Below are 19,940 nucleotides of genomic sequence, written 5' to 3'. Positions count from 1 at the left end.
AAGGGCCTGATGTCCTGGCTTTCTGAACTTTGCGGTTAAAATATTATGTAAAGTTTTTGGAACTCTCAACACTGCGACTGAACGAAATATCCTGGCAACTTTACATAACTAAAAACTTGGCATAATTGCCGACACCTGGAGGACCAAGGAAGATGACATTCTCCTTGTTGGGGATAAAGGTGAGGTCGAACAGTTCCATAACCGCACCTCGGTCGAGTTGAGGATGAAAGGAAAAGTCATACTCTTCGATGGTTTTGGAGGCGGGCAGTCCGGCTGTTTTCATAGCCGTTTGGATCCGCCGCCCTTCTTTGGCCGCCACCTCTTCTTCAAGGAGATGATCGAGAAAGCCGAGATAGGAGCTATTCTGGGCAGTCGCCTGCTCAATGACGGTATCGAGGAGTTCTGCAGCTCGGGTAAGCTTGAGTCGAGAGAGATTATCGTGCAGCCGGTCCAAGGTCAGTTGTTCCATGGCTTACCTCCCTGGGCGTATTTCTCGTATTCGGACAAAGGTCGTTGAGCCACCTGGGGAAAGAGACTGCTCGTGCTCAAGCCTCGGGTTGCCTTGCCTTTGGATTTGCCGTATTTGCGCCGATTCTGCTCCTGATCCCGCTGAAGCTGTTCGTAAAACAGCTTGTCGCCAATCAGTTGGTTGCGACCAGCGGCCTCCTGGTACGTGACAAGGAGGAGATGGTCGTCATAGATACGGATTACCCCTTGTTTGATTTTGAGCAAGACTTTGCGACCGACCATGGCTGCGGGGACCAGATAGCGGTTGCCGTTGTAGGCAATCAGGCAGTCTTTGTAGACCTTGCGCACTACCTTGATTGAGGTGTCGTAACCGGTTAATGGCAACCGGCCCAATACCGGGATTTCCTGGCGCCAGCGTTCGGCGACCGACTGCCCATGCGTACCATGACGGCGTTGATTCGCTCTTTCCAGCCAGGACAGGACATCACAGTTCAGCCGTTCGAGGGTGGTATATTGGTAACCACGCCAGAACCGTTGCCGCACATAGTCCATGGGGCGTTCCGCCTTACCCTTAACCCATGGGCTATACGGCGGGCAGGCCTTGGGCTGGAAGCCGTAATGATGGGCAAAGTGGAGCAACTCGGTGTTGAATATCGCTTTGTTTCCGGACCGGCTAATGACCACATGTTTCATGTTGTCATAAAGAATTTCGGCGGGAACGCCCTGGAAAAAGGCAAAGGCCCGCTGATGGCAGTCGAGAAAGGCTTCCAGGGTGCAGCGATCGACAAACTCCAGATATAAGGTCCGGCTGAATCCAAGCACCATCAAAAACAGGTAAACCGTTGTTGTGGTTCCGTCGGGATTAGCAATTTGGAAATCGCCCCAGTCCATCTGGGCCTGGAGACCGGGCTCGGTCTCAAAACGGCTGTAGGCCAAACGAGTGCGGCGGTCCTTCACCGTGCGTACATACTCCTGAACGGTCTTATAGGAACCTTGATAGCCAAGGTGTAGTAAACGGTCGTGCAGCCAGGTGGCTTGATAGTCATCCTCGGCCAGATAGTCGTCGATTAGTTGGCGATATGGATCGAGAATGGAAGGCCGTTTGGATGACTGACCATATCCAGGCATGGTGCTGCCCTCGATGTACTTTTTGACGGTATTCCGGTGCATTCCCAGTTTTCTGGCAATGGCACGCATGCTCAGTCCTTGGCGATGTAGTGCGATGATGTCCATAAACTCCTCCTTGGTTATCATGGCTGCCACCTCCTCTTATAAAAGGATAGGCAGTCGGTGGAGGTGGTACACTTTTCATCGCCATTTTTGGTACAGTTTTATTTTGCCACTGACAACAAAAAAGACCTTCCCTCTTAGGGCAAGCCGCACACCAGTACCAGCACAGGTGGTTTACCATCCATCTGCTGTCACAGATTCAGGTTGGGGGCAGGGGGACAGCAAGAAGCAAGGGCTAAGAGAGCACCAAGGTGTTAACTGGCCAACTCGATTTTTTTTACCTCCGGGTCAAAAGAACTGATGATCTGATCCAGCGAGGCGACGATAAAGGCAAGTTTATCAGTGGTGATTTTATTGGCATCAAAAAAAGAGTCTGTCTCAAGAACCTGCAAAAGTTGCTCTGCGTACTGACGTCCTGTATCCGTGAAATCAATATAGACTGTACGGCGATCATGGCTCTGGCGTATACGTTGCAGCAGCCCTTTGGTTTCCAGTCGATCAACAATGCCGGTCAGGGCAGAGTTATTCATATTCAGTTTGCGGGTCAGATTGGACAGTGAGGTACTGCCATGGGCATGCATTTCATTGAGGCAAAGCAGCTGCGGTAGGGTTACATGATATTTATTATCCAGGTATTTTGAATACTTATCCAGTGATCTTGAAAGTTTTCGGATTCTGGTAATGATTTCAATATGGGGATTGTTCGGCATTCTTTTTCCTGCAGCAAACTTTGGAGTTCCACACCCTGTTGGGAAACATCCTGTTATTACGATCTTTTGCTTATTTGTAAAGCATGGTGAGATAATGCGTCAATATACCCTATATATGTTTTTCTCACCAGTCGGTTAATGCATTCTATGAACCCTTCCTTACTGAAGAAGAAAAACAGGGTGTTTGTCCACGGGAATTGTGCCGAGAGGTCAAAAAGGGGAACTGAGTGGGGGAGGCGCTAAAGGTGGAGGCATTCACGGACCTGTAAGCGATTGCGGGTGCCCTCGAAGCGAGGCATTGGGCTGTACAGTGTTCAACAGTACACAAACGTCCGCTAACACCGCCGATACGGTGCCCTGGACCGCTGACAAAAAAGCTCTACCTGCAATCATGCAGATAGAGCTTTGGGGCTCCAGCCGTGTGGGGGAGCCGACTGGGAGACTGTGCTTGGTCTATTTAGTGAGTGCAACCGGCTGCTTCTCTTTGTTGACGTACTTGAAGAAGATAGGAAAGGCGACAAAGAAAGCGACACAGATGAGATATTCAATGCCCTTGATATGTGTATAAAAGTCAACCAGAGTGTGCAACGGTTTCATCATCCCAGTGGCCAGCATGTACTGGCGGGCCAATTCACCCACCTGCCAGTTGGCCTGATGCAGCGCTCCGACGAAGGCTGCCGCAACCCAAAGAACGACCAGAGAACCAAAACCAAGGATGATTGTTGTAGCTTTTTTGCTGCTGCTTTTTTTAGACATGTGTTGGACTCCTTTTGAGGAAACGTTTTTTCTATTCTTGGCATCCGTGAGGCCCTCAAGGGGCTCACGGACTGATTTGTTTAGTGACCGATGATGGCGGAGATGTAGCCTTGAATGAGGCCCCCGATTCCACCACTTGCCAGTCCACCGATGAGGCAGGCAACAGCCCATACACCAATGATTGCTGCCATAGCCATAACGATACGAACAGTGAACTTGGAGGTTTCTTGGGCGACGTCAGTTTTGCTCTCGGTTTTGTTGATAACTTGTGTTGTCATGGTGTCCTCCTCATGGGGTGATCGGCTGGCGATGTGTGCTTTTACCTTTATATGAGCAGCAATGATGCCAGACTGCCTGAGAGAGAAAGAAAAAAGGTGAATTCATTTAAATTCTTGTAATTAAAGGATATTATTCATGGCGCCCTAGGCGGTTACCGTAATGCGCGCGCAACGGTTGTGTGGCTTGTCCCGATGCCTGCAACGATGCTGTTGTGGAATGTGCGGGAAACTGTGGCACGGCTCATCGCTTGTGTTGCATGTCCGGTGAGATAGGTTGAGTGATGTGGTGGGGTGTGTAGCGGGGATTCACCAGGCCGTGACGGAAACGTGCGAGAGGGGGAGGGCTGCAACAAGGCTGTGGCAAAATCCGTGGATGGGGAGCGCCTTGGAGGCGTTTTAAAGGGCAGAATCCTGGTGCTCACCGTTTAGTTTACGTTGTAGGAGACCCGATGGTCTTCCAACAAATCCAAGGGGGCGACGGATGAAGCTGCCGCACTGATGAATGCTCACGGATTCGGGTACAAACGCCACCCCCCCATCTGCGGTGTGCTGCAGATGGGGGGGTGGCGTTTAAAGCGTTCCGTCTGGCGACGGGCTTGTATACAATTTATTTAGTTACTGTTACCGGCCGTTTTTCCTTGTTGACGTACTTGAAGAAGATGGGGAAGGCGACAAAGAAAGCGACACAAATCAGGTATTCCACCCCTTTGATGTGGGTGTAAAAATCAACCAGTGTGTGCAGCGGTTTCATCATACCCGTTGCCAGCATGTATTGGCGGGCTAATTCACCCACCTGCCAGTTGGCCTGATGCAGGGCGCCTACAAAGGCTGCTGCAACCCAGAGAACGATCAGAGAACCAAGGCCAAGGATAATGGTTGATGCTTTTTTGCTGCTGCTTTTTTCAGACATGTGCTGGACTCCTTTTAAGAAAACGCTTTTTTTATTCTTGGTATCTGTGAGCCCTGGAGGGGCTCACAGATTGATTGTTTAGTGACCAATGATGGTGGAGATATAGCCCTGGATGAGGCCCCCGATTCCGCCACTTGCCAGTCCACCGATGAGGCAGGCAACAGCCCATACACCAATGATTGCTGCCATGGCCATAACGATGCGAACGGTGAATTTGGAGGTTTCTTGGGCGACGTCAGTTTTGCTCTCGGTTTTATTGATAACTTGTGTTGTCATGGTGTCCTCCTTAGAGAATGATCGGCTTGCGATTTTTGCTTTTGCCTTTGTTACAGCATCAATGGTGCCAATGAGAAAACTTAGATTGAGAAATTAGGAATATTTTTATAACTATTTGAAATATAAATAAAAAAATATGTGAAGCGGTTGGGGAAATGCGGCGAAACCGCTGCAACAGCTCTGTGGCGTCTCCTGTGTTGCGCAACGGGTTTACTGCAATGGTGTGGCGGTGGCGTGGCAGGTGAAAGCGTTAGTGTTGCGCTTTGGAGCAGATAGGTGGGGTGGTGCTGCGGATTTTGTGGCAGAAAAAAGAAAAACCTGTAGCAGCTCCCCGGGGAAGGGGGATACGCTGCTACAGGTTTGTATGGGGGAGGGCGGCTAATAAACTGCTAAGCTACAGAATCGCGGCAGGGAAGCTCGATGATCAGGTTGAGTTTGGAACCTTTCACCTGTTCTTCCAGCGTGGCGTGATGCTGTTGCAGCAGTCGTTCGCAGAATTCTCGCTTCGGCCAAAGCATAGGGGCTCCTTCAATCCAGCCGCCACTGCTATTGCTCAATTCAAGTCGGATTTTTTCAGCCTGTGCTGTTGATTCCAGGCGCAGGTGGATTTCTTTTGGTGAAGAATCTGAGTTGGTAGCCTTTTTCAGGGAGCGGCGTCCCTGGTCAAGAAGGGTCAGAAGAATCAGCCAAAGATCACCAGCAGGAACCAGTGCCTCGATTTTCGTCTTGAGTGGTATGTCCAATGTTACAGATTCTGCGCGGAGCGGTTTATCCAGCAGAAGACAGATCTGAGTGAAGACACGCTCAAGTGCAATGGAAGAAGGCCGTGTAGGTTGCCACTGGCCGACACGTTGCATGATGCCAACCATTTCGGCAGCACGTTTTTCTTCGTGCAGTAACAGCGGCAGAATATCATTACGCAGCTGTGGTCCCTCTTCTTTTCCCTCAACATCAACCAGAGTCTGGGTGTAATTGAGTACACCGTTGATTCGATTGGTCAACTCGCTGGCAAGTTCTGTCCCCATAACGCCAAGTACCGTACTGCGATAGCGTTGGGCCAGGGCTATCGGATCCTCAGGCATATTTTCTGCCTGGGAGGCTGGCTGCTGATTTACCTGTTGCTGCAACCACTCAATCTTTTCAATCAGGGCAATGAACGAGCAACTCGCGCCGTTTTCGACTCCAGAAGCGTCACACAAGGCCATCAACGGTTCTGTCAGAGATTGGTTGAGCCGGTAAAGCAGGGTGCAGGAGAGCACCACCATTAATCCCAGCGCGCCTGCAATAATTTTATGCAACCCCAGTAATATCCTCTGGGTGTGATCGCCCAGGCCGAAGCGAAACTGCTGCAAGCCAAGATTCATCTCTCCCAGCGTCCGTATCAGGGCCACCGTCTCTTGATTATTGCCCTGGGGTTGTTCCTGAATTGAGCGCAGTTTCACTTCTATGCCAACCAGATCGACCCGTGAGGGGAGAGATCCTTTTAATCCCTCGGGAACGAGCAAATTCGCCGAAAGTTCATTCACGTCGTTGTTGAGCAGCTGGAGTTCTTTATTGAGATTTTGCAGGTTGATCTCCTGTCCTTTGACCAGCGACTCGTTCAGGTGATCCTTGACCGTGGTAAATTGAAAAAGCAGTTGATCGCCGGCTGCCACAGCTTGCCGACACTGGTTATAGAGCAGGTATTGACGGACCCCAAGAATAAGGATGACAGAAAAAAAGATCAGTACCAGAGCTGTTGTGGTCCGAAAAATTCGATGCAGGGGCCATTTGCTGAGGAAGCTTTTTTGGGCTTTGATCCGTTTTGTGGACTCGATCACGGTCTACCTCCACGAGGAATACGGAATCCGACCAGAAAAGAGGCTGTCTGGCGGCCGAATTCCGCATTCACACGTTTCATGGGGCACCTTGGTGCTTTTTTTGTTCATACAAGCTTGCGCAGCCTGCGTAAGATGCTGGCCCCAAAGGGCGGCGGGGAAACTGAAAAATTTTCGTCTTGTTCAGAGAAAAGGTTATTCAGTCACCACCCGCCGTCACGGATTCAGGGGTTATTTTTCACCTTCCCATTCATAAAGAATAGGCAGGCGATAGAGGATAAAACGGTAGGTGATAAAGTAGAGGGCGAAGATCATGATGGTGATCCAGACCTCCTTCCAGTGGGGAATCTCCTGATAGAGTTTCCAGTTAAAACAGATCAGTGCGGTGTTGAGACGATTCCAGACAACGCCCAGCACACTGATCAGCGCGGCAAAACGCACCATGCCCACCATGTTATGCTTAACGCCGTAGGCAAAGAGGAACATGGGCAGCAGCACCGCCAGAGCCATTTCCAGCATAAAGTACTGGCCCCAGCCTGTGAGCAGGTAGGCCCACTCGTTGTCATGGGCAATACCCACCAGTTTGATGACCAGGTAGGTGATCAGGGCATAGGCACAGCCCTTACCCAGGCCAATGGTGCAGCGGTCGACGTTATCGAGAAAGCGGCGGTCACAGCGCCAGGTCATGAAATGTTTACACAGGGTCGAGGCGACAATGACCATGGATAGACCCGCAAAGATGGCGGAGCAGAAAAAGTGGATCCATTGAAAGTTGGCTGAGAGCCAGAGCGGGTGGACCTTGGAGGGCGCATAGGTAAAGAGTGCACCCAACGCACCCTGATGCAGGGTGGAGAGGATAATACCGGAAACGGTCAGGCCGATAGCAATGGATTTGATAAAACGTTTTCCTTTGAGCCAGCCAATCCATTCAAAGAAAGCTGAGGACACCTCGGCAACCTGCACCGAGAGGTAGGTGGCAACATGCCAGGCGACCAGGAAGAGGACAGCCGCCGGTCCCAGGGAGACGAACATGGGGTAATAGAGTCGCCAGGGCATACCAAGATCGACTTCAAGGTAGACAACTGCAAAGAAGTACCCCAAAAGACCGTTAAGCAGGGCCAGACGCTCAATGGGCACAAAATCTTTACGGCCAAAAATTTCAACGGTGGTTCCTAAAAGAAAACCGGAGGCGGACAGGGGCACCATACCAAAGAGGCCAAAGCCCAAAAACAAGCCCCAGGGATAGTCGTTGGATGCATGGGTGACCGTATCCAGACCGAAAAAGTAACGCTGAAGCAAAATCGGCAGGCCAACGGCAAAGATTACAAACAGTGCCCAGTTGACCGGGTTACGCAACATCTGGGACTTGTATTCGTCCGGACTCAAGCCCAGCCAGAGTTTTTCCTTAATTGTCCATTGGTTCCCATCAGGGTTATGATGGGAGACAATGGGCACTTCTTGCTTATTTTGGCTGAAAGTGAACATGGTTTAGACCTCCCCCTCGGTTTTTTTGCTTTGCTCCAGTTTGTCCTTACGTGTCGCCAGCAGGTGGATCCCGGTAAAGAGGGCCGGCCAGATGGTCAGAACCATGGGGACAATCGCCAGGAAGTCTTTAACGAAATTAAGAATAGGCTCTTTGGGAACCGTGGTGTCCATGCCAACCTTGTCAAAGGGGGCCGGGGAAATATACATCCAGGCGGTTCCGCCAGCCTCGTGCTCCCCGTAGATATGATCTTCATATTTATCGGGATTTTCACGGATACGTTGCCGTCCCATGTTGAGAACATCGTTGCGGCGTCCAAAGGTCAGAGCCTCCTGAGGGCAGGCCTCAACGCACGCCGGTGGTTTGCCTTTGCTCAGTCGCGTGTCGTAGCAGAAGATGCATTTCATGATCCGCGGATGAAAGGCACTGGAATAACGGAAGGTGGGGATGTAGAAGGGGCAGGCCACCATGCAGGTCCGGCAGCCAACGCAGACATCGGCATTGTAAATAACTGCGCCTTCCGGGGTCTTGGTATAGGCGTTGACAAAGCAGGAGGTCAGGCAGGCAGGCTCCTGGCAGTGGTTACACTGTATCTTGCGAAACAGGGGATGATCCATGCCGGGCACGTCGTAACGGTTAACCACGGTATAGGCGGTCTCGTCGGTACGCCGTTTCTGGCCGTGATGCATCTCATCGAATACGGAAAAATCGTTAAAGGGTTTTTCCGGGGTAGGCAGGTTCTGTTCCTGGTTGCAGGCAGCCTCGCAGCTTCTGCAGCCAACGCAACGGGACAGGTCGACCAGTACGCCCATGGAATCGGGATACCCTTCAAAATGGGCAGCCTGTGATTTTTTTGCCAGGGAGACGGTTGCCGCAGCAGAAGCGGCGATGCCGCCCTGGAGGAACTTTCTCCGATTGATCAAAGTTTTCATGCGATATTCCCTCTATAGTTGAATACGTGCTTATTCGTGATGTTTTGCCCCTTCGGCCTTGCCTTTGACATCCGTGCGAAACATTTTTTTGCCGGCATCGGTCATGGCATGGCAGCCTTCGCAGCCGGAAGGCGCGTTCTTTTTCACGTGGCAGGGAATGCAGTTGAGGTGGTAGGCGCCTTTGATCCCTGGCTTGTCAATGTGATAGAGGTTGGGGTTGTCGGTTGCCGTGACCTGCTCGGGATAAAACATTTTCTTGGTGTGGCAGTCCTTGCAGGAAACGACCATCTTCTCAGGCGAGTTGGCGTGACAGCGGATACAGTTGGGATCCATGTCCTGCTGGCCTGTGGTGTGGTGATGACAATCTTTGCAGCGGGCAAGCTGTGAATGCCGTTTGTGGCTGAATTCCACAGGCCCATACAGCTTGGAAATGGCGTCGATGGTCACCGTTTCCGGGGCATCGAGTTGTTCCAGTGCCAGGCCGGTTGTGGGCAATGTCCCGGCCAACAGCACTATGGCGGCTGCCAGCACGGCCTTGGGGTTAATGGTCATGGGTGAACCTCCGTTTTTTGATGATTGTTCGCTTGATCATGCGTTCCTCCGTTTTCCGTTAATAAGCGTTCAAGTTCGCGTTCCTTGAGATAGTGGCGATAGACGATATCGACCTGCTCGGCGTCCATGGTTTCATAGAGGAGCAGGGCCTCGGCGAATTCATGGAGAAACCGGTTGTGCTTCTTTAAAAGATCAATGGCCTGGTCATAACAGCCACCGATCAACTGCTTGATTTCGGTATCAATGGATTGGGCAATCATCTCGCTGTGCGGTTTTCCCTGGGATGCATCCCCAAGGAATCCTTCACCGCTTCTGCGGTAGGCAATGGGGCCGATGGTTGGGCTCATGCCCCATTCACAGACAAGGCGGGTGGCGATTTCAGTGGCGTGCTCGATATCATTGGAGGCGCCGGTGGTGAGACGGCCAAAGACTACGGACTCGGCAGCGCGTCCCCCCATGAGAATGGAAATACGGTTGAGCAGGTATTCCCGAGAATAGGTTATGCGGTCATCAATGGAGACCTGCTGAGTCAGTCCCATGGCACGGCCACGAGGAATGATGGTGATTTTGTGCAGCGGGTCGGTCTCATCGAGCATCAGGCCAACGATGGCATGTCCGGCCTCGTGGTAGGCTGTGACTCGGCGATCCTGCTCGCTGACAACGATGGAGCGTCGCTCCAGGCCCATTATGATTTTGTCTTTGGCCAGCTCAAAGTCCTCGGCACGGACCATCTCCTGATCGTAGCGGGCGGCATTGAGCGCGGCCTCGTTCACCAGGTTGGCTATTTCGGCCCCTGAAAAACCAGGGATAGACCGGGCAATGGTATCCAGGTCCAGGTCGGGGGCGGTGACAATTTTACGGGCATAGACTTCGAGAATTTTGAGTCGACCTTTGACATCGGGCAGGGGGATGGTGATGCGGCGGTCAAAGCGTCCGGGCCTGAGCAGGGCAGGGTCCAGAATATCGGGCCGGTTGGTGGCGGCGATCATAATGACCGTTTCATGGGAGGCAAACCCATCCATCTCGACCAAGAGGGCGTTGAGGGTTTGTTCACGCTCATCATTTGAGCCTGTGGACTGGCCCCCGGAGCGACGACCGCCAATGGCATCGATTTCGTCAATGAAGATCAGGCAGGGGGTACTCTTTTTGGCCTCGGCAAAGAGTTCGCGCACACGTGAGGCACCTACACCGGCAAACATCTCGACAAAGTCCGAGCCACCTATGGAGAAAAAGGAGACCGAGGCCTCACCGGCAATGGCCTTGGCCAGCAGTGTCTTGCCGGTTCCCGGTGAGCCCTGGAGCAACACTCCTTTGGGAATACGACCGCCAAGACGACTGTATTTTTCAGGATTTTTTAGAAATTCAACGATTTCCTGGAGTTCTTCCTTGGCTTCGTTGATACCGGCGACATCGGCAAAGGTAACCCGGTCACCCTTGATAGGAGTGAAGCGGGAGCCCTTGCCGCCTCCTGAAAATGCCGAGGAGAGTGAGCGTTTACTGAAAATGAGCCAGCCACCAAGAATAAGAACAAAGGGGAGTAGGATTTTAAAGATCTCCGAGCTCTCTGAAGGCAGGACCGGTTCCCCGGTGATGGTCACCTTATGGTCGACTAAAAGGGGGGTTAAGGCGGCTACATCCGGCACAAAGGTTCCAAAGGGACGCCCGGCGCTGTCTGTTCCTGTCAGGTTTTGTCCATGCAGGTGGACCGTGTTGATGTTGTCCTGGGTGAGATCGTTTAAAAATTCATTGTACGACCGCTGGGGGGGAGTGGTTTCCCGCAGATAGACATTGTAACCAAATACGGCGATGGCGGTGATGGTCAACAGCCACAGACCCCATTGAATAGGATTTCTCATTGCGACCTTCCTTTGCCCTGTCGTCCCTGCAAGGGGGCACCTGACTGAACAACCCGGCGGTAGTCGTTGATCGATTCCGCAAGAACGCCGCCGAGCAGAGCGCGAAAAACAGACTGCTGATCCGGGAGGAGGGAGGCGTTGTTGCGAAAACAGAATTCATCGAGATAGAGCTGCAGATGTTTGATGGTGACGCCGCCTCGGTGGACGGTATGGAGACAGGCCTCAAAACTGCGACCGAGTTCTTCGGTTCGGCTTGGTTGGTTGGATGAGGGGGAGGCCTGAACCGGTGCAAGATTATAGGCACCGACCTCGGGCATGAGCTCGACAATGCGCTTATCGGCTGTGAGCAGGGTCGAGTTGGGCTGCACTGAATCTTTGAGAAAGAGCATCAACGCCTCGTGATTGAGGCGTTCAATGTGGCGCATACGAATGCGACCGGTAATATTGAGTGAGAGCACTATTTCAGCAGCTGTGAGCACCAAGGCCCTCTCTTTGCGTTCATTGGCCGGAACCACGGTATCGCAGATAACCTCCACGACTCCCTTGCAGGGCACGTTATCAGCCTGGCCCATGGCCAACCGCAGTTTTTGCAGCCAGGTCCAGGCGGTCTGATAGCAGGAGAGTCCTAAAAGACGTTGCAGTTCTTTGGCGCTGACATCCATGGGCGCTGCGCTAAACCACCAGATGGTCAGAAGCCAGTCACGCAGGGGTTTTTTGGCTCCATGCATCAGGGTGCCGGTGGTCAGAGAGCTGCGGTTGCCGCAATGGGGGCAAACCGGGTAGCGTCTTGGCGTCATCTGTGGATGGCGGGTCCGGCAAAAGGGGCAAATGAACCCCTGCGGCCAGCGGAGCGGAAAGAGAAAGCCAATGCAGGCCTCTTCATCGGGGAAGAGGCGATCAAAGGCCTGGAGAATAGATTGCTGTTGTTGCGGCTCTGTTTTTTCCATGCGTCCTGTCCAAGGGGGAGGGAAATGTACCTATCCACTTGGCTACGGACGTTTGCATGGGAGGTGCCAGCTCAAGCCTGTTGCGTGCGATTGCTGTTTTTGGAGGTATCTATCTAATTATGTGGTTAAATGAGGGGGTTGTTGCTGGAGGGCTGCTTGGGCTGCACAAGGCTTGATGAAGGCTAAGTGCACCACGGAACTGTTGCAATGCTACACTGTTGTTGCAACAGTTCCGTGGTGCTGAGGGGCTACAGGTCAAGCTGGGAGAGGTCGAGCTGCAGTTCTCGAATTTTGCGATAGAGCGTGGTGCGATCAATGCCTAAGATACGGGCCGCTTTTGCCTTGTTGCCCCCGGATTTGCGCAGGGCCTGGAGGATACGCTCGCTGGGAGAGAGATCTTGCTCCGGGACCGGTTGCGCTGGTTGCACTGTGGTCGGTTGCATGGGCGCAGCCGTGGGGATGTTGACCTGGGGCTGGGCGGGATTGCGAATTTCCGGCGGGAGTTGATCCGCCGAGAGGGTGGTGCCTTCGCAGAGGACGCAGGCCCGTTCAATCACATGTTCAAGTTCGCGCACATTGCCCGGCCAGGGGTAGTTCAGCAGGAGTTGTTTGGCCTGATCGGAAATGCCTCCAAACTGTTTGCCCACCTTGACGGCAACCTTTTCGATGAAGTGGTTGGCCAGCATGAGCACATCGTTGCCACGATCACGCAGGGGGGGTAAAATAACGTCTATGACCCTCAACCGGAAATAGAGATCTTCGCGGAACTCACCGGCCCGGACCTTTTCTTTGAGATCAACATTGGTAGCTGCCAGCACGCGGACATCCACTCGAATGGGAGTGTCCTGGCCCACGGGATAAAAGGTGGATTCCTGGAGAAAACGCAGCAGACGCAGCTGCATCATTGGTGAAATATCCCCAATCTCATCAAGAAAGAGGGTGCCTCCGTCAGCCTGGAGTATGCGGCCCATGCGATCACGATCCGCTCCGGTAAAAGAACCTTTGCGATGGCCGAAAAGTTCACTTTCCAGGAGTGATTCCGGGATGGCCGTACAGTCAACCTTGACCAGGGGGCGATTCCGGCGATGACTTTCCTGGTGAAGTGCCTCGGCAGCTAACTCCTTGCCGGTACCTGATTCCCCGGTTATCAGCACGGTCAGATCAACCCTGCCCACATTTTCTATCAGGGTGTAGGCCGACTGCATGGCATCACTGCTGCCAAGAAACCGATGAAACTGTTGCCGCCTTCCAGAAATGCTCTGTTCCGGTACGGTTAAATCACGGATAACCACAACCGCTCCCTCGGCCCCGCCCGCGCCATCTTTTAAGGGGGCAACCGAGGCGCTCAACATTTTTTTTCGCCGTTCATGGTTCTGGCATTCAAAGAGCTGGGCGCTGCCCTCCTGACCGGTCTTCAAGACACGGAGGACTTCTTTTTTCAAGGCAGCACAGTCTTCCTGGCTGCAGAAGGGAACGATGGTGCCCTGGTCCAGCAGGCCGGGGTGTAACTCAGTTAACAGGAGTCTGGCTGCGGGGTTGACCTCCTTGATATCCAGGTTCTGATCAAGGGTGATAATGGCATCGGTCACGCTGGTAAAGACCGTCTCGAGAAAGGCGCGGTAGCGTTCCCGTTCCTGTTCTGCCTTCTGTTGCCCCCGTTCCAGCTGGTACTGGCGCAGGGCGATACGGGCAGTCTTGAGCAGGGCCTCTTTATCCACCGGTTTGGGGATATAATCAAAGGCCCCCAGGCGCACGGCTTCGGAGGCGGTCTCCACGGTGGGATAGCCGGTGATCATCACCACCGGGCAGGAGAGTCCCATCTCTCGTACCCGTTTAAGAATATCTATGCCGGTGTTGCCACCCAGGACAATATCGCTGATGATCAGGTCATAGCGCTGTTTGCTGATGGCCAGCAGGGCCTCTTCAAAGGTCGATGCGGTGTGTACCGGGCCATATCCTTGATTTTGGAGGAAGAATTGAAATGTGTTGCGCAGACTTTCCTCATCATCAATAACAAGAATGGCACTGCTCTGTTCCTCGCTGTTCATACTGCACCTCCTTCACTGAGTCCCTGAGTCAGTGGTTTTCTAAAGGCGACCAGGTCCCGAAAAACCACCACCGCCCCGGTCAGCTTCCGGTTTTCCAAGATGGGGGTGCTGATGTATTCCACCTGAAAGCTCGATCCATCCCGTTTCCAGAAAACCTCATCGTCGCCAAAATGAATCTTGCCATCGCGGTAGGCCTGGTGAATGGGGCACTCCGCCACCGGGAAAGGGGAGCCGTCGGCGCGGGTATGATGAATAAGCGCGTGATGCTCCTGGCCTACCAGATCATCGGGATCCCAGCCCAGCATTTTGGAGGCGGCCTTGTTGACAAAGGTCACCTTGCCTTCCACATCCAAACCAAAGATCCCCTCGCCTGCGGATTCCAAGATCAGTTCCATCTGCCGTTTGATGCGCCGTGCCTCGGACTCCGCCTGCATACGTTCGGCTATTTCCCTGTTCAGAGAGGCATTGGCCACGGAGATTTCAAAGGTCCGTCGCTCAACCCGCTCTTCCATATCGTTTTTGGTCTGGTTTATCTCCAGATTGAGCTCGTTGAGCTGGGTGGTGCGTTTTTCCTGCTCCGTTATCAGTTCCTGCATGCGGCCGTTGGTGAGATAGGCAACCACCACAAAAAGCGCTATCATCAGCACCAGGGAAAGCAGGGCAAAGGGCCACTGCACCAGGTCTTCCGGGCCGACAAGCATCTGCCGGTCCATGAGCAGCAGCAAAATGGTTGTAACGATAAAAAGGACGGCCAGTTGGCCGATGAATTTTGTCTGTTCTGGCATTTATGTCGCGCTCCTTTCTGCCGCTGGCAGATCGATGATAACCGTAGTCCACTTGCCCCACTCGCTCTTGATACGCAGGTGCCCTTCGTTTTCTCGAATCAGGCTGTGGCTGATGCTCAATCCGAGGCCGGTTCCTTCTCCTTTTGATTTTGTCGAGAAAAAGGGGTCCATGAGCCGGTCCATGAGGTCATGTTCGATGCCCGTGCCATAGTCGGTGATGGCAACCCGGACGTAGTGTCGACCGTCTCTTTCGTGGGGGCTCCCCTGAATGGTGATACGTTTATCCACATGCATGGTCGGGTAGCGCTCGTTGAGAGCATAGCGGGCATTGCTGAAAACATTCAGAAAAACTTGTTGGAGATGCTGCGGATTACAGTACATGGGGGGCAGCTCCCGATCATACTCTTCACTCAGGGCTATACCGTTGATCTGATACTGGTGTTCAATCAGCTCAATACAGCGGCGCATCAGCTCAGGCAGTTGGACGATCTCCGGAGATTCTTCACGCTTACGGGAAAAATCAAGCAGGTTTTTGGTGATCCCTGCGATACGACGCCCCTCTTTGATGATGTTATGGAGAAAATGGTTACTTTCTGTAATTTCGTTGGCATCGATGAGGATCTGGGCGTAGTTGATGATGCCGTTAATCGGGTTATTGATCTCATGGGCCACACCGGCTGCCAGCTCACCAATGGAGGCCAGCTGAGCTGCCCGCACCGCCTCGGCCTTCATCTGCTGTTCTTCGGTGAGGTCGCGTGCCAGTAACAGGGCAGCGCCGTAGTTACCCTCGTTTTGCTTGAGAGGGCTGACCGTGAGCAGATAATTACCCCCTAAACCACGTAATTCCGTTTCAAAGATGCGGCTTTTCTTCTTGGTCAACAGGAGTTCGAGTGGGCAGATCGCTCCAGGTCTTCTGCCGCCATGCAAAATGTCGCAGACACCCCGACCAATAATCTCCTCTCGTGACCTGCGTGCAGCAGTCACTGTTGCGGGGTTGACATCTAAAATTGTCCCCTGTTCCGAGACGATCAGGGCGGGATCCTGGACTGAGGCAAAGATGTTTTCCCACTTGGCCAGGGCATGGTCGAGCGCCTGGTCTGTAGCCATTCGGCCCGTAATATCAATGCCAAAGAGGACCAGGCCAACGCGGCCCTGTTCTATATCCGGTCGTACCGAGCCGTGCCATTCAACGATGCGCCTGCTGCCATTGCGGGTTTCCAGCTCGGCCTGAAAATTCATCTCTCCCTGGTTGTCCTTCAGGACCCGGGAAAATTGGTTTTGGCTTTCGACCCGGTTTTCCGGACTGATCAACACATCCACCCAGTATCGACCTTTAACCTCGGCCTCGGTGTAGCCGGTCACCGCCTCGGCGGTGGGGTTGAAGGAGAGGATTTCGCCACAGTGGGAAAGCGAGACCAGGAGTGCCTGCACCGTCTGCACAATCTCACAGTTAAAATCCTGCTCCATGCGGAGGTGGCGCGAGGTGTGACGCAGGTAGAGGGCTCGGGAGATGGTGGCCACCACATTGGCGATAAAATCGAGTTCGATGCCTGTTAATCCCTGTTCACGTATGGAGTGAATCGTGAGTACTCCATATCTGTTGTTATCGTGCTCAAGGGGCCAGGAACCGCAGGATCGGCTCCCGGTGATATGACTCAGGGCATCAAGTGAGGGCAGGTCTGTTTTCTGTTTGGGATCAAGTTTGGTGCTTTTGGGATACCCGCTGGCCAGGGCCTTGGCGGCCATGATCGTGTGCGAACCTTCTTGGACTAACTGTCGGACGAGTTTCTGGCATTGCTTGGTGGGGAGCCCCTCCTGGACCACTGTTGTCAGCGGTTTTATTGCACCGTTTTCTTCTCGTCCCACCCAGATCAGGCAGTACTCTGGGTCCTGGAGGAGCAGGCTGCAACACCTGGTCAGAAAGGCGGTTTCATTGGCCATGGGTTCGACCTGTAACTCGCCGATCTCCCGGAGCAGTTTGTAGCGCTGGACATAAAGCGCTATTCGTTTGGCTTCTTTATCCATAGTTCACTCATGTCGTTTCGAGGGGGCATACCTCACTCCTGCTACGCTTGTGCTGCATTCGATTGCTTTTTTACCACACTATTGCCACACATGCGTGGTTCTTGTGCTGCAGTTTTGTTGATTTCTGTTCCGTAACTGCAGATGGTGTGCCGGGTGCCAAGGGATGTAAGGCCCTTGAGTGAATGTGGGTAAAGGGAATGTTCGTGGCTTCAGGCTTGGCAGTGTCATGGAATGCATAAAAAAATATGATGACCATCAAAGCTCCGCTGGAAAAGAAGAATTTGTGCCAGGTGCCACTTCTCTTCCGCAAAAGGCAAAGAGTCGGTAAACCGTTCGCCCTGTCGCGGGCATGGCCCGTCCTCCTTGTATCTACAGCCTCCCAAATGTCATCGGACAAGGAGCGGGCTTTGCCAGCGACAAATAGTGCAGCTGAGTTTCAGTGGTGATCAAAAAAAAACGCCCGCCGGTTAAAACCGACGAGCGTGGAGCGGGGTTATAAAAAACCCCGACTTCATTGGGCATAGGCCCTGCCTACTTCTTGGAAGTGTCTTGAGAAAATAACGTATTGAATGGTCCCAGATCAAGGAATTGTGTCTCCCCGGACCAGTCATCCACGCCGTCATTATCGGTGACGGCGAATACCTTGTTTTGCTTGGTGATGGCAATGCCTTCTATCTTGTCACTGATCCAGCCGTGTCCGGACTGCTTCATTACCGGAACCAGGTCAAAGAGAGATTTTTCCTCCTGGTTCAAGATACCATCACCCACATTATTCATCTCAAACCGAACCAGATGTTTACTGCGGGCAAAATCACCTGTGCGATTGTCTCGCTCGATAACAACATATGATCCATCTGGAGCCAAGGTGATTTCCGAGAGGCCAATCCATTTTGCCTGTTCAGGGACAGGGGCGAGCTCCCAGGCAAAATGATCCCAACTCTCTTGCTTTGGATCATATACCCAGATGCGGGTATTGTTGGGCTCCCCATTTTTGTTGAAACCGCCATTATCATCGTCAAGAGCCTCACATTCGTCCGTGGTGTAATTCCAACCACGCTGTTGGGCAACCAGTAGCTTGTAGCTTCCATCATCTTCCGGAAGTACCGAAACTCCTTCAAAACCTGAATTCAGGGTTTTTTTATCGCTGCTGGCCTGCCGACAGGCGATGATTTCATCAGGAAGCCCGACTTCTCTCTGGACATGACCCTCCCGGTCAAGCTGAATGAGCAGGTTGGGCCGTTTCTTCATCTTGCCTTCACTGGCGATCCAGAGGGTGTTGTCGGGAGCAATGACAACGCCTTCCGGATCGTAGTTACCGCTGCCACCGGTAATGGGAGTGGACTGGGTAATGAGGGCGGGTTTCTTTCCCGCATCAATGGTCAAAACGGCACTTTTGCTATAAAAAGAATCCCAGACAGCCAAAAGTTTGTTGCCTGTGTCTGCCACCATGCCGGAGAGAGCGGACCAGGGCAGAGGGGTGCCGGCAATGTTTTGAGAGTGTATCTGCGGGTAATCGGCCCGTCCTGGTTGCAGTTGATAAATCATGATGGTGGAGCGGACACCGTAGGGAGGCGTATCTCCTTCCCCGCTGGCGATAAACAGGTTGCGCTGGGGAAGTGCAAGGATTCCTTCGGGGGCCAGCGGTGCAGGGAGTATTTGCTGAAACAGGGGCTGGGAGCCATTCATGGAGTAGACTGCAACAAAACTCCCGCGCTCGGAACCAACAAAGAGGTAATCCCCCTGGTTATAGTGGCCAAATTCTATGGCCTCGGGTTCGGTCCCTTTTTTGGCGGAACGTTTCTCGGGATAGTGTCCATTCTCCACAGCAAGATGTTCTAAACTTGCGCCACTGTCAAAACGGATATCACCTGCAGGGCTAAAAAGAGTGAAGCCACGACTGCCGCCAAAGAGATCACCCTCGTTTGCCGTACCGATGAGCTCCTGGTTTTGACCAAGAGACACCCAACTGACTGCATCAGGCTCACGGGGAACATCCCTCAGCGTTTCTGTTAAGGAAATAATTTTGTCCTTGGTTCCATCAACTCCATGGAGGGTGGTGTTGCCTGCTGAAAAATCCTGAATCACCTTGCCTGTCTTGAGATCAACGACCGCAACATGGTTGTTTTCCTGCATGGTGACAACGGCCTGGTTCTTGGTGTTAATATCGACGAACTCCGGCTCGGGGTCATCGCTGCCGTAAGCAGCCAGCCCTGTTAGAGCGACATCCCTTCGAGTCCAGCTGTCTGGATTACCTTGTAGATCGATAATGCTTAGATAACCGGCTGGCATTTGCGGCAGGCCACCTTTCACCTCATGTATCTTGATATCTTCATTGCGTTCATTTTCAATGGCAATGGCAACATAGTGTCCATCAGGGCTTATTTTGATGGAATCGGGTTGACCTCCCAGATCAATACGGCGGACGATCGCCCGTGTTGCAATGTCGACAACCACCAGCTCACCACCGGTATTGATGTAATCTGCGCTGGTGTTGACGGCAACCAGAGCAAAGCGGTTTGCTAAGACATCCACAGAGGTCGGTTCTCCCCCCACGGCGACGACCCCTTTGGCAGCAGGCTTCCCTGGATCGGCAATATCGACAAAGCCAATCTGCTTGCCTGGGCTATCGGTATAGACCAGGGTCATGCCATCTTTTGTGGCGGCAATGATCTCGGAAACGGTTTCCTGCTTGAGATGTTGGGGGCCATTATTCGTATAATTGGCAAAGGTGGCAATTCGTTGGAAGTGAGCGTTTTTGCCGGAGGCGGCTATCGCCTGGTCCACGGTCCATGGGGTGCTCAGGATTGCCGTGACCAGCAACCCTGGAAGGAAGGTTTGAAATTTTTTGTTGTGCATAAAGGAACTCT

The 19,940-nt window shown here is 52.8% G+C and carries 17 protein-coding genes; all 17 read right to left on the bottom strand.

Going from position 1 to position 19,940, the window contains the following annotated elements:
* Positions 1 to 100 precede the first annotated feature (100 nt).
* A complete protein-coding gene (locus JWJ90_RS14625; protein ID WP_205227972.1) occupies positions 101 to 469 on the bottom strand; it encodes an ATP-binding protein in 369 nt (122 codons plus the stop codon).
* The gene (istA, locus tag JWJ90_RS14620; RefSeq protein WP_205227978.1) at positions 457 to 1,701 is read right to left on the bottom strand and encodes an IS21 family transposase; all 1,245 of its coding nucleotides are present in this window, start codon (positions 1,699 to 1,701) and stop codon (positions 457 to 459) included. Before istA ends, JWJ90_RS14625 begins: the two co-directional genes overlap by 13 nt.
* A 251-nt stretch (positions 1,702 to 1,952) precedes the next feature.
* Complete coding sequence (locus JWJ90_RS14615; protein ID WP_205227971.1) at positions 1,953 to 2,408, bottom strand: MarR family winged helix-turn-helix transcriptional regulator; 456 nt, start codon at positions 2,406 to 2,408, stop codon at positions 1,953 to 1,955.
* Between the two features lie 453 nt (positions 2,409 to 2,861).
* A complete protein-coding gene (locus JWJ90_RS14610) occupies positions 2,862 to 3,164 on the bottom strand; it encodes a hypothetical protein (RefSeq protein ID WP_205227970.1) in 303 nt (100 codons plus the stop codon).
* 80 nt (positions 3,165 to 3,244) lie between these two features.
* Positions 3,245 to 3,442: a hypothetical protein gene (locus JWJ90_RS14605; RefSeq protein WP_205227969.1), complete on the bottom strand. Its 198-nt coding sequence runs from the start codon at positions 3,440 to 3,442 to the stop codon at positions 3,245 to 3,247.
* 607 nt (positions 3,443 to 4,049) lie between these two features.
* The gene (locus JWJ90_RS14600) at positions 4,050 to 4,352 is read right to left on the bottom strand and encodes a hypothetical protein (RefSeq protein WP_205227968.1); all 303 of its coding nucleotides are present in this window, start codon (positions 4,350 to 4,352) and stop codon (positions 4,050 to 4,052) included.
* 78 nt (positions 4,353 to 4,430) lie between these two features.
* Positions 4,431 to 4,628 carry a hypothetical protein gene (locus JWJ90_RS14595; protein ID WP_205227967.1) on the bottom strand — a complete coding sequence of 66 codons (198 nt, stop codon included), beginning with the start codon at positions 4,626 to 4,628 and terminating at the stop codon, positions 4,431 to 4,433.
* A gap of 389 nt (positions 4,629 to 5,017) precedes the next feature.
* Positions 5,018 to 6,448, bottom strand: a complete 1,431-nt coding sequence (locus tag JWJ90_RS14590) for a hypothetical protein (RefSeq protein WP_205227966.1) — start codon at positions 6,446 to 6,448, stop codon at positions 5,018 to 5,020.
* Positions 6,449 to 6,676: 228 nt separating this feature from the next.
* Positions 6,677 to 7,930 (bottom strand): polysulfide reductase NrfD family protein, encoded by a 1,254-nt coding sequence (locus JWJ90_RS14585; RefSeq protein WP_205227965.1) that lies wholly within the window; start codon positions 7,928 to 7,930, stop codon positions 6,677 to 6,679.
* 3 nt (positions 7,931 to 7,933) lie between these two features.
* On the bottom strand, positions 7,934 to 8,860 hold the full coding sequence (locus tag JWJ90_RS14580) for a 4Fe-4S dicluster domain-containing protein (RefSeq protein WP_205227964.1): 927 nt from the start codon (positions 8,858 to 8,860) through the stop codon (positions 7,934 to 7,936).
* A gap of 30 nt (positions 8,861 to 8,890) precedes the next feature.
* On the bottom strand, positions 8,891 to 9,412 hold the full coding sequence (locus JWJ90_RS14575) for a cytochrome c3 family protein (protein ID WP_205227963.1): 522 nt from the start codon (positions 9,410 to 9,412) through the stop codon (positions 8,891 to 8,893).
* On the bottom strand, positions 9,409 to 11,268 hold the full coding sequence (gene ftsH, locus JWJ90_RS14570; protein WP_205227962.1) for an ATP-dependent zinc metalloprotease FtsH: 1,860 nt from the start codon (positions 11,266 to 11,268) through the stop codon (positions 9,409 to 9,411). The genes JWJ90_RS14575 and ftsH overlap by 4 nt, the downstream gene beginning before the upstream one ends.
* A complete protein-coding gene (locus JWJ90_RS14565) occupies positions 11,265 to 12,215 on the bottom strand; it encodes an IS1595 family transposase (RefSeq protein WP_205227961.1) in 951 nt (316 codons plus the stop codon). The genes ftsH and JWJ90_RS14565 overlap by 4 nt, the downstream gene beginning before the upstream one ends.
* 248 nt (positions 12,216 to 12,463) lie before the next feature.
* Positions 12,464 to 14,263, bottom strand: coding sequence for a sigma-54 dependent transcriptional regulator (locus JWJ90_RS14560; RefSeq protein WP_205227960.1), 1,800 nt, complete (start codon positions 14,261 to 14,263; stop codon positions 12,464 to 12,466).
* Positions 14,260 to 15,048, bottom strand: coding sequence for a PAS domain-containing protein (locus JWJ90_RS14555; protein WP_205227959.1), 789 nt, complete (start codon positions 15,046 to 15,048; stop codon positions 14,260 to 14,262). Before JWJ90_RS14555 ends, JWJ90_RS14560 begins: the two co-directional genes overlap by 4 nt.
* A complete protein-coding gene (locus tag JWJ90_RS14550) occupies positions 15,049 to 17,073 on the bottom strand; it encodes a PAS domain-containing sensor histidine kinase (RefSeq protein WP_205227958.1) in 2,025 nt (674 codons plus the stop codon). It abuts the gene before it with no gap.
* Positions 17,074 to 17,604: 531 nt separating this feature from the next.
* Positions 17,605 to 19,929 (bottom strand): esterase-like activity of phytase family protein, encoded by a 2,325-nt coding sequence (locus JWJ90_RS14545; RefSeq protein WP_205227957.1) that lies wholly within the window; start codon positions 19,927 to 19,929, stop codon positions 17,605 to 17,607.
* Positions 19,930 to 19,940: the final 11 nt, after the last annotated feature.

It is taken from the genome of Desulfobulbus rhabdoformis (genome assembly GCF_016919065.1).
Classification (GTDB): Bacteria; Desulfobacterota; Desulfobulbia; order Desulfobulbales; family Desulfobulbaceae; genus Desulfobulbus; species Desulfobulbus rhabdoformis.
The sequence above is the reverse complement of the archived record's forward strand: the minus strand, read 5'-3'. Positions and strand labels throughout refer to the sequence as shown.